The following is an 11,722-nucleotide window of genomic DNA, read 5'->3' as shown; positions in this document are numbered from 1 at the left end:
GCTCGGCGGCGACGCCGACCGTCACCTCCGGGCCGACGCCCAACGCCCGCAACCGGTGGGCCAGCCGGTTCGCCTGCGCCTCCAGCTCGGCATAGCTCAGCGACCGCCCGCCGAAGCTCACCGCAGGACACCCGCCATACAGACCGGCCTGCTCCGAGATAAGCTCCGGCACCAGTGGACCGGCCGGATGGCTGGGGCTGGGCAGCACCTCCGGCCAGTCCGCGGCGTCGAGGATCGGCAGATAGCCGAGCGTGACCGTGGGCGCCTGCGCCACCCCGTGGAGGATACGGTCCAAATGGCTGCGGAAGCGCTGGACCTTGTCCTCGTCGAACAGGTCGGTGGCGTAGATCAGGGTGGCGCGCAACGAGCCGTCAGCCTGCTCCTCGCTGTGCAGCGACAGGTCGAACTGGGCAGCGTGGTGCAGCCGCGGATGCTCGGCGATGTCCAGGCCGGGCAGGCGGCGCAGCGCGTCGGAGCGCGGACGGCTGTGGCTGGCCATCACCTGGAACAGCGGGTTGCGGTCGAGGCTGCGGTCGGGCTGCAAGGCCTCCACCAGGGCGTCGAAAGGCAGTTCCTGGTTGCCCTGGGCGGCCAGAACCTCGTCACGCACCCGCGCCAGGAAGCGGTCGAAGGGCAGACGCCCATCGGGTTCGATGCGCAGGACCTGGGTGTTGGCGAAGAAACCGATCAACCCCTCCAGCTCGACCCGGCCGCGGTTGGCGGTCGGCACGCCGATGCGCAGGTCCCGCTGACCGCTGTGCCGGTGCAGCAGGGCGGCGAAGGCGGCGAGCAGGACCATGAACAGGCTGGCCCCCTGCTCCCGCCCGACGGCAGCCAGCCCGGCGACCAGCGATGCGTCCAGCTCGAACTCCACCGCCGCACCGCGATGGCTCTGCATCGGCGGGCGCGGACGGTCGGCCGGCAGGTCGAGCGCCGGCTGCTCGCCCCCCAGGCGCCCCTTCCAATGGTCGAGCTGCCGACGCGCCTCGGCCGACTCCATCCATCGCTCCTGCCATGCGGCATAGTCCGCATACTGGAGCGGCAGCGGCGGCAGTGCAGCCGGCAGACCGGCCGACAACAGCGCATAGACATGGGCGATCTCGTCCACCAGGACGTTCATCGACCAGCCGTCGGAGATGATGTGGTGCATCGCCAGGGAAAGCGCGTGCTCGCTCCCGCCGGGCCCGTCCGGCAGACGGAACAGGCGAAGGCGCAGCAGCGGCCCCCGTTCCAGGTCGAAGGGGCGGGCGGCCTCGTCGCGCAACCGGCCATCCAGCAGACCGGCATGCTCCAGCGTCTCGACCGTCCAATCGACGACGGCATCGGCGTCGATGACCTGCCGGGGTTCGCCGCCCCGCTCGACGAAGCGGGTGCGCAGGGTTTCGTGCCGCCCGGACACCAGCGCGAAGGCCCGCCGCAGGCTTTCGGAATCGAGCCGGCCGCGCAAGCGGAGCGCCGTGGCGATGGTATAGGCCGTGCTGGCGGGATCGAGGCGCCACAGGAACCACAGGCGGCGCTGGGTGGAGGACAAGGGCAGGCTCTCGCCGCGCGGCACCGCGGGAATCGCCGCCTCCTCCGGTCCGGCCTGTCGCTTCGCCGCCGATGCCGGGACCGGCGACAGGACCGGAGCGTTTCCTTGCAGCCGGGCATCCAGCAGAGCGGCGAGCGCGCGGATGCTCTGCGCCTCGAACAACTGCTTCGGGGTGAATTTCAGCCCCTGCTTGCGGGCGCGGGCGATCAGTTGGAGGCTGAGGATCGAATCCCCGCCCATGGCGAAGAAGCTGGCGCCGGCATCCACCGTCTCGCGCTTCAGGACCTCGGCCCAGATTTGGGCGAGCCGTTGCTCCGTCTCCGTCATCGCCGTCTGGGATGCCGGTTCGGCGGCGGACGGCACCGGCAGCGCCTTGCGGTCCGGCTTGCCGTTGGCGGTCAGCGGCAGCCGGTCCAGCACCAGCCAATGAGCCGGAACCATATGATCCGGCAGCAGGCCGGCGGCGGCCTCGCGCAGGGCCGCGATATCGGGCTCGCCGGCGGACGGCACGCAGTAGGCGATCAGCTGCCCGGCCGCCGGACCATGAACGGCCGTGCCGGCGATCACCAGCACATCCGCCAGTCCGGGCAGGGATTTGAGGACGCGGGCGACCTCTCCCGGCTCGACGCGATGGCCGCGGATCTTCACCTGATCGTCGAGGCGACCGACGAACTCCAGCACCCCGTCCCGGCGCAGACGGACCCGGTCGCCGGTGCGGTAGAGCCGGTCGCCCGGCCGGCGCGGCTGCGGATCGGGAACAAAGCGGGCCGCCGTCAACGCCGGCTGGCCGAGATAGCCGTCGGCCAGGCTGTCGCCACCGACGTAAAGCTCGCCGACGGCACCGGCGAGCGCCGGCTCGAGATCCGGGTCGAGCACGCAGGCCCGCACGTTGGCCAGGGGGGAGCCGAGCGGAATGACGGCGGGGACCCCGGGCGAACCCTCAGGGGCGGCAGGAACCTCATGGGTGAGAACGCCGACCGTCGTCTCGGTCGGACCATAATGGTTGAGCACGCGCAGACCCGGCCGCAGCCGCCGCAGCCGCTCCACCAGCCCGCCGTCGCAGGCCTCGCCGCCCAGGACCAGCAGGTCCCGCGGCAGCACATCGGCGGCGCGGGCGGCATGAAGCAGGCCGCGCAAATGGCTCGGCACGATCTTCAGCACCCCGGCGCCGCAGCCCGCCATCCAGGCGGTGAAGCGGTCGGGATCGCGCGCGGTGGCATCGTCGGCCAGATGCAGGGCGCCGCCATGGCAGAGCGCGCCGAACAGCACCGTATGCCCGAGGTCGGCGGCAACGGTCGAGACCATCGCCATCGAAGTGCCCTTCGGCACCGCCAACCGCTCCAGAACGCCGCGCAGATAGCTGCCGAGCGCGCCATGGCTGACGACGACGCCCTTGGGTTCGCCGGTGGAGCCGGAGGTGTAGATGACATAGGCCGGAAGCGCCCCGGCCGGGATCGGACCATCGAAGCTGGCCGGCTGGGACGCCACATGCGGACCGTCGAGGTCGAGGCAGGACAACCCGCTGGCCCCGGCTGCGGCCAGCGTCGCGCCCGCCGCCACGGTACAGCGGGCGCCACTCGAAAGGGCGAGGCGGCGCAACCGCTCCGCCGGCTGGGACGGATCGAGCGGCACATAGGCGGCGCCGGCCTTCATGACGCCGAGCAGCGCCGCGATCAGGCCGCAGGATCGCTCGAAGCACAGCAGGACCCGGTCGCCGGGCCCGATCCCGGCTTCGCGAAGGGCATTCGCCAGCCGGTTCGCCAACCCGTCCAGCGCACGGACGGTGAGCGTTCGTTCGCCGCCGCACACCGCGACAGCCTCCGGATCGGCTTCGACACGAGCGTTCCACAGCTCCAGAACGCCCGGCGCCGGATCGCGCCAGCCGCCGCTTTCGCCGGCCGGTATCGAACCCGAAGGACGCAGGCGCCAGAGCGGGGCGTCGGGCTGGCGCAGGACGGCGTCCAGCAGACCGCAATAGTCGGCGACCAGCCCCTCGACGCTGGCGGCATCGAACAGGTCGCGGGCATAGGTCATCGAGCCGTGCAACTCATCCGGAGCGTCGGCGACGTCCAGTGCCAGGTCGAAATGGGCGCCCAGGAACTCGTTCGGCTCGGGCGCCAGCCGCAGCCCCTCCGGAGCCGGCAGGGTGGAGGTGTCGAAGCCGTAGTTGAACTTCACCTGGAACAGCGGGTTGTGGCTCAGGCTGCGTTCGGGCTGGAGCGCCTCGACCAGCTGTTCGAAGGGAAGATCCTGGTGGGCCTGGGCCTCCAGCGCGGTGTCGCGCAGCCGGCCCAGCAGGGTGCCGAAGCTCTCGCGGCTGTCCAGCCTGCTGCGCAGGACCAGGGTGTTGACGAAGAAGCCGACCACCCCTTCCGTCTCGATGCGATTGCGGTTGGCGAAGGGCACGCCGACCCGCAGGTCGGTCTCGCCGCTGTGCTTCATCAACAGCAGCTTGAAGGCGGCCAGGAGAAGCACGAAGGGCGTGACGCCGCGGCTCTGGGCCAGCGCCTTCAGGTCGCGGCTGCGCTGCCCGCCGAGCCGGAAGGCCACCGTGCCGCCATGGGCGCCCAACACCGCCGGCCGGGGCCGGTCGAGCGGCAGCCGCAGCACCGGGTGATCGGCGCCGAGCCGGTCGCACCAGTAGGCGAGCTGCCGGTCGCGCTCCCCGGCCTCCAGCCAGTCGCGCTGCCACTGGGCGTAATCGGCGTACTGGATCGGCAGCGCCGGCAGGTCCGGCTGGCGACCGGCCCGCAGAGCGTCGTAGCTGCGGGCGAATTCCGCCAGGAAGCGCTCCACCGACCAGCCGTCGGCGACGATGTGGTGCAGGGTGACCAGCAGCAGATGCTCCTCCGCCGCCAGCCGTACCAGCGTCAGCCGCATCAGCGGACCGTTGCCGAGATCGAAGGGTGCCAGAGCGTCCGCGCGCGCCAGATCCTGCGCGCGGGCCTCGCGTTCGGCGGGGCCAAGCGCCGAAAGGTCGATGCTGGCGAGCGCCGGCGCCAGCCGGGGGTGGATGATCTGGACGGGCTGGCCGTCGCGCTCGGCGAAACTGGTGCGCAGCGCCTCGTGCCGGTCGGTCAAATGGGCGAAGGCCGCCTCCAGCAGGGCGGGGTCGAGCGGGCCGGTCACCCGGATGGCGCCGGGAATGTTGTAGGCCGCCCCGCCGGGATCCATCCGCCAGAGGAACCACAGACGCTGCTGCGCATAGGAGAGCGGCAGCGGCTGCGAACGGTCAGCGCGGGGGATCGGGAACCGGGCATGGATGTCGATGCCCTTGGCAGCCAGGACGGCGGCGAGCGCCCGGCGCTGGCTGCGCGACAGACCGTCGAGCGAGGACGGCAGGGAGGGAGTGAACGGGCTGCTGGTCATCGGGCGATCCCCGTGTTTGCACTGTCTGTTCTGGCGCCGCCGGTCTGGGCACCACCGGTCTGGGCACCACCGGTCTGGGCGGTATCCGCGAGCGCGTTCAGTTCGGCCTCCGACAGGCCTTCGATGGCCTTCAGCGCGGCGGCCAGTTCGTCTTCGATGGCGGATGCGGCAGCGGGCTCGGTGGCGGCGCGCCGCTCCTCCACCCGCCGGGCGAGGCTGCGCAGGCCCGTCGCCTCGAACAGGGTGCGGATATCCAGCGTCACCCCCAGATCGGCCGCGATGCGCGAGGCCACCTGGGTCGCCAGCAGCGAATGGCCCCCCAGTTCGAAGAAGTCGTCGTCCAGGCCGACGCGGGTGACACCCAGCACCTCGGCCCAGATGGCAGCCAACGCCTGCTCCACCGGGCTTTCCGGCGGGACATGGGCAGCGGCGGTCACCTGCATGGGCTGGTCGTGGTCGGCCAGCCGGTCGCGGTCCAGCTTGCCGTTGACGGTCAGCGGCAGCCGGTCGACGCGCAGCATCTGGGAAGGCACCATATGTGCCGGCAGGCTGCCGCGCAGGGCCGACAGCAGATGCGGCGCGAACTGGCGCCGCTGCCGGGCGAGCAGCGGGTCGCTGCACCGGGTGCGCCAGCCATCGGGATCCACCGGTTCCGGCCCGATGGGGTGGCGCTCCAGCCGGGCCGGATCGAAGATCTCCACGTCGAAGCGGCCTTCCGCATCGCCGGCACCGCCCGGACCGACATTCCAGCCGACGCGGGCGCGGTAGCCGTGCGCCTCGGCGAGCGCCCGGTAGGCGTCGGGATCGGCACCAACGGGGTCCAGCCGGTCGATCCGCTCCCGCAATGCACCCGCCGCGGGCGAGGAGGCGCCGGACATCGCCGTCCAGGCGGCAAGGTCGCGGGCAAGCCGGCGGTTGGCGATCCCGGCGATCCGCAGGCCGGCGGGCCGCTCCTCCGCCAGCAGGCGGTCGAGGCGGGCCAAATCCTCCCCAGCCTCACGCCAGCCGCCGGCCGGACGCAGATCCTCCGCACCGACATGCAGGACCGCGTCGAAGCGGTAGCGGGTCAGCTCATTGTCGGCCCGGCCGCAACGCAGATCGAGGTCGATGCGGCCGATCTCCGGAATCCGGCCGTGCAGCGCCTGGAAGAAGCCGGGCGCGAACAGCAGTTCGCCATCCTCGGCCATGGCGCGGGCAACGCGGGCGCGCAGCTGGGCGGGGCTCGCCTGCGCCTCCGCCCGCCGGAGCGCCACCGACGCATGGAACAGCGGCTGGAGATGCAGCGGCCGCAGATCACCCAGGAAGATGCGCCCGCCCGGCCGCAGGGCCCGCACCGCACCCTCCAGAACGCGCAGCAGATAGTCGCCGTCGGGGAAATACTGGGCGACGGAGTTGATGACGACGGTGTCGTAGCCGCCCTCCTCCACTCCACCTTCGCCCATCCCGCCCTCACCCATCCCGCCGAAATCGGTGGCCTCGCGCCGGCTGAGCCGGATATGAGCCAGTTCCGGCTTCCCGGCCGCCCAGGCGCCGAGATCGGCGATGGCCTGTGCCGAAAAGTCGGTCCCGTGATAGACGGCGCAGCGTGGCGCCACCGCCTGGGTCAGCAGACCGACGCCGCAGCCGATCTCAAGCAGCCGTTCCGGCTTCAAGGCCAGGATGCGCGCGACGGTGGCATCCAGCCACTCCCGCATCTGCGGCTCGGGGATCGCCCGGTCGTCGTAGCTGTCGTTCCAGCCGGTGAAGCTCGGCCCCGTCGCCGCTTCGGCGCGGGAATAGGTGCCGTCGAACACCGTGTTCCACTGCCCGACAAGATCGCCCCGCTGCTCTTCGGGCCGGACGCGCAACGCCTCCTCGTCGGCGACGGCATAGGCGACGAGCCGGCGGTCGCCGGCGTCGCCGCGCAGCAGCACGGCGGCATCGGCGACGCCGGGCTGGCGGCGGACCGCCGCCTCGATCTCGCCCGGCTCGATGCGGAAGCCACGCAGCTTGATCTGCTGGTCGGCGCGGCCAAGATACTCGACCCGGCCATCCGGCCAATAGCGCGCGAGATCGCCGCTGCGGTACAGGCGCCCACCCGGATCGCCACCCCCTGGATCGCCATGGGATCCGCCGAAGGGATCGGCGACGAAGCGCCCGGCGGTCAGGGCGGGACGGTTCAGGTAGGCCCGCGCCAGCCCGGCTCCGCCGACATGGATCTCACCCGCCACGCCGGGCGGGACCGGCTGGAGATGCCGGTCGAGGAAGTACCAGCGCAGGTCGCCGAGCGGCATGCCGACCGGGGCGCCGGCCTCCGGCTGGTCCGTTGCCTGCCCGGACTTCGGCAGGTCGGCCATGGTCAGCAGGCGGTGGGTGACATGGACGGTGGTCTCGGTGATGCCGTACATGTTGACCAGCCGCGGACGGCTGTCGCCGAAATGCTCGAACCAGCCGCGCAGGCTCTCCATCTCCAGCGCTTCGCCACCGAACACGACCAGCCGGAGCGACAGGGCATCGCGCGGCGAACCCAGCGCCACCGGCACCAGCTGCCGGAAGGCGGAGGGCGTCTGGTTGAGGACGGTCACTCCCTCGTCCCGCAGCAGGGCGAAGCAGTCGGCCGGCGACCGGCTGGTGTAGTAGGGCACCACCACCAGCCGCCCGCCATGCAGCAGGGCGCCGAAGATTTCCCAGACCGAGAAGTCGAAGGCATAGGAGTGGAACAGCGCCCAGACATCGCCCCCGTCGGAGCGGAGGTCTGGCGGGCAGGATTCGAACAGCCGCAGCACATTGGCGTGGGTGATCGCCACGCCCTTCGGCTGGCCGGTCGATCCCGAGGTGTAGATGCAGTAGGCCAGCGATCCGGCCCGGCCCAGGTCGGGCGGCGGCCCCTCCGGCGCGTCGGGCTCCTCGCCGACGCAGATCGCCCGCACGCCGTCGGCAAGCGGCAGCGCATCGCGCAGATGGGTCTGGGTGACGACCAGCCCGATGCCGCTGTCGGCCTGCATGTAGAGCAGACGGTCGGCGGGATAGGAGGGGTCGAGCGGCAGATAGCCGCCGCCCGCCTTCAGGATGCCGAGCAAGCCGACGATCAGCTCGAAGGAACGGTCGGCCGCCAGCCCGACCAGCCGGTCCGGCCCGACGCCGAGCGAGCGCAGCCGCCACGCCAGCCGGTCGCTGCGGCGGTCGAGTTCGCCATAGCTCAGGGTCCGGCCATCGCAGGTCACGGCCGGGGCATCGGGGTGCCGGCGCGCTTGGGCCGCGATGCGGGCATGAAGGCCGGGGGCGTCGGCCGGAAGCGGTGCCGGCGGATGAGCGAGGTTGCGGGCGGGATCGTTCCAGCCGGCGACCAGCGCCGCCGTCTCCGCCTCGTCCATCAGCGGCAGACGGGTGACCGGCAGCGCCGGATCGGCGACGATGCCGCGAAGCAGGGTCAGCCAGTGCCGCGCCATCCGCTCGACGCTCTCCGGCTCGAACAGGTCGAGACTGTAGGTGAAGAAGGCGCCGAGAGGACCGCTTCCGCCCGGACCGGCCCGCTCGGTGGTGTGCAGGATCAGGTCGAACTGCGTCGCGAGCTGGAGATGCTCGACGGCCTCCACCCGCAGACCCGGCAAACGGTCGAGGCCGTCCAGCCGCTGCCACTGATGGTCGTAGGCGGCCTGGAACAGCGGATGATGGGCAAGATCACGCTGGGGTTGCAGTTCCTCGACCAGCCGGTCGAAGGGCAGATCCTGGTTGGCCTGGGCGTCGAGTGCCGCCTCGCCGACCCGGCGAAGCAGCGCGTCGAAGGCCGGATCGTCCGACAGGTCGGCGCACAGCACCGCCATGTTGACGAAGAAGCCGATCAGCCTTTCGCTGTCCACGCTGCGCCTGTTGGCCAGCGTGCAGCCGACGCGGATGTCGTCCTGGCCGGAATAGCGGTGCAGCAGAGCCGTGTAGCTGGCGAGCAGCAGGGTCGGCAGCGTCACCCCCATCCGCCGCGCCAGCCCACGCAAGGCCGTGGCGAGCCCGTCGTCGATGGCGCACTGGACGGCCGCCCCGCGCTGGCTGCCACCGGCGGACCGCGGGCGGTCGGCGGGCAGGTCCAGCACTGGATGGCGGTCGCCCAGCCGGCCAGCCCAATAGGCAAGCTGGCGAGCGCCCTCCCCCGCTTCCAGCAGGTCGCGCTGCCATTGGGCGACGTCGGCATACTGGACGGTCAGCGCCGGCAGCTCGGGCGCCCTGCCGCCACAGCAGGCGGCATAGGCCTCGCCGAACTCGTCGAGCAGGACAGTCATCGACCAGCCGTCGGCGATGGCGTGATGCAGGCTGACCTGCAGATGATGATCGTCGTCGGCACAGGCGATCAATTGCACCCGCATCAGCGGGCCTTCCACCAGATCGAAGGGGGTGCGGACCTCCTCCTCCAGCAGGCGGCGCAACGCACAGTCCCGGCCGGCGTCGCCGGAGAGATCGGCGAGACGGACGGCGACGGGCAAAGTCCCGGCGGGGCGGACCACCTGCACCGGGCGGCCGGCCTCCTCGCGGAAGACGGTGCGGAGACTCTCGTGGCGCCCGACCAGCAGGTCCACCGCCGCCTGGACGGCATCGCGGCGCAGCGGCCCGCGCAATTGGATCCGCCCGGAAATGGTGTAGCCGCAATCCCGCGGGTCGAGCTTCCAGTTGAACCACATGCGGGCCTGGGCCGCCGACGGTTCGGCGATGCGCTCCTCCCCGCCTCTCTGGGGAGCCCTCGCCCGGATCGTCGCGGGCCCCGCCTCGGACAGCCGGGCGGCGAAGTCCGACAGGGTGGGATGACGGAACAGGTCGGCGACCTCGGCCGCCAGTCCGCACCGTTCGCGCAGCCGGGCGACCACCTGCACCACCGACACCGAATTGCCGCCCAGCGCGAAGAAATGGGCACCGGCATCGGTGACGGCGGTTCCCAGAACCTCCGACCAGACCGTGGCGACTTCGCTCTCCCGTCCGGTCAGGCTGCGGGCGGCCCGCAGATTGACCGGGGTGTCCGTCGCCGCAACGGCGTCTCCCCGGCGCTGGACGAGGAAAGCCGGCAGTTCACCGGCGTCGAGCAGGGACCGGCAGGCGGAGCGCTGCAGCTTGCCGCTGGACGTCTTGGGCAGGGCGCCCGGCTCCAGCAGGGCGACCAGCACCGGCGCCTCCTGGCAGGCATCGGCCACCGCGGCGGCGATGGCGCCGCACAGCGCTTCCGGCGTCACCAGCTTCAGCACCGTCCGGCCGATCTCGGCGGCGATGCCGATCCCCTCACGGCCATCCTGTTCGACGGCAAAGGCGGCAACCCGCCCCTTGCGGACGACCTCCACCTCCTCCTCGACGCTGCGCTCCAGATCCTGCGGATAGACGTTCTGGCCGCGCACGATCAGCATGTCCTTGAGCCGGCCGGTTACGAACAGCTCGCCATCCTTCAGGAAACCCAGGTCGCCGGTGCGCAGCCAGAACGTGCCGTCGCGCTCGACGAAGCTGCGGGCCGTCGCCTCCGCGTTGCGCCAATAGCCGTCGGCGATGCTGGGTCCGCCGGCCCAGATCTCGCCGACCGTCCCCTCGCCGACCTCCGAGCCGCTGGCCGGATCGACCAGCCGCACGGGATGATCGGGCTGCACGTGGCCGCAGCCGGCCAGCACGGTCGCCGACGCGGCCTCACCCGGGGGCAAGGCCCGGTTGGCGGCCAGTTCCGGCCCATCGAACGGCGCCAGGATGATGCCCTGCCCGCGCCGGCCGCCGGTGACGAACAGCGTCGCCTCGGCCAGCCCGTAACAGGCGAAGTAGGACCGGCGGTCGAAACCCACCGGGGCGAAGCGCTCGGCGAAACGGGCCAGCGTGTCGGGACGGATCGGTTCGGAACCGGAGAAGGCAAGGCGCCAGGACCGCAGGTCCAGCCCTTCCAGTGCCGTATCGGCGATGCGCTCGCAGCACAGGCGGAAGGCGAAATCCGGCCCGCCGCTGATGGTGCCGCCATAGCGGCCGATCGCTTCCAGCCAGCGCCGCGGCCGTTCCAGGAAATAGCGCGGCGACATCAGGACGCAGGGAATGCCGGCGTGGATCGGTTGCAGCAGACCGCCGATCAGGCCCATGTCATGGAACAGCGGCAGCCAGCTGACGATGCAGTCGTCGGGCCCGATGCCGAAACCGCCGCGGATCAGCCGCTCGTTGGCGATCAGGTTGCCGTGGCTGACCCGCACCCCCTTGGGCGCGGAGGTCGAGCCGGAGGTGTATTGCAGGAAGGCGATATCGTCGCCGGACAGCGGCGGCATCGACCAGTCGCCGGCAAGCCCGCCGTCCACCCTGTCCACGGCCAGCAGTTCGGGCATCCGCTCACCGCCCGTCATGGCCCGGCAAGCCTCCAGCAACGTGTCGTAAAGGGCCGAATCCGTCAGGATGAAGCGCGGCTGCGCATCGGCAAGGATGCCCTGGAGCCGGGCCAGATGCTGCGGCCTCACCGATTCCGGCGGGTAGGCCGGCACGGCGATCACCCCGGCATAGAGGCAGCCGAAGAAGGCCGCGACATAGTCCGGGCCGCTCGGCAGCAGCAGAACGGCGCGGTCGCCCAGCCCGGCCCGCGCGCGCAGGCGGACGGCGATGGCCCTGGCCCGCCGGTCGAGGTCCGCATAGCTGAGCGGATCGTCCGTCCCCTCGGCGATGAAGCGCAGGGCGATGCCGCCGGGCGTCTCTGCGGCCCGCCCGACCAGTGTGCCGACCAGCGTCTCGACCGACGTCTCGACCGGCGCCCCTGCGGGCTTGCGCACGGCAGAGACCGTCGAAAGGGGGGCGGCATCGGAACGGTTGTCCATGGGATCACCTGTGCAGGCAGAAGGGCACGCCCCCGGCCAG

Annotated in this window: 2 protein-coding genes; both read right to left on the bottom strand. The window is 71.8% G+C overall.

The window, feature by feature from the left end; genetic code table 11:
• A partial coding sequence (locus CRT60_RS03840) for a non-ribosomal peptide synthetase (RefSeq protein ID WP_143273075.1) occupies positions 1-4,900 on the bottom strand: 4,900 nt, incomplete at its 3' end.
• Entirely contained in the window at positions 4,897-11,682 is a 6,786-nt protein-coding gene (locus CRT60_RS03835) for a non-ribosomal peptide synthetase (RefSeq protein WP_161957975.1), read from the bottom strand. The genes CRT60_RS03835 and CRT60_RS03840, both read right to left, overlap by 4 nt.
• Positions 11,683-11,722: the final 40 nt, after the last annotated feature.

Source organism: Azospirillum palustre (assembly GCF_002573965.1).
In the GTDB taxonomy this organism is placed as follows: domain Bacteria; phylum Pseudomonadota; class Alphaproteobacteria; order Azospirillales; family Azospirillaceae; genus Azospirillum; species Azospirillum palustre.
This window is presented reverse-complemented; position numbering and strand designations above follow the sequence as displayed.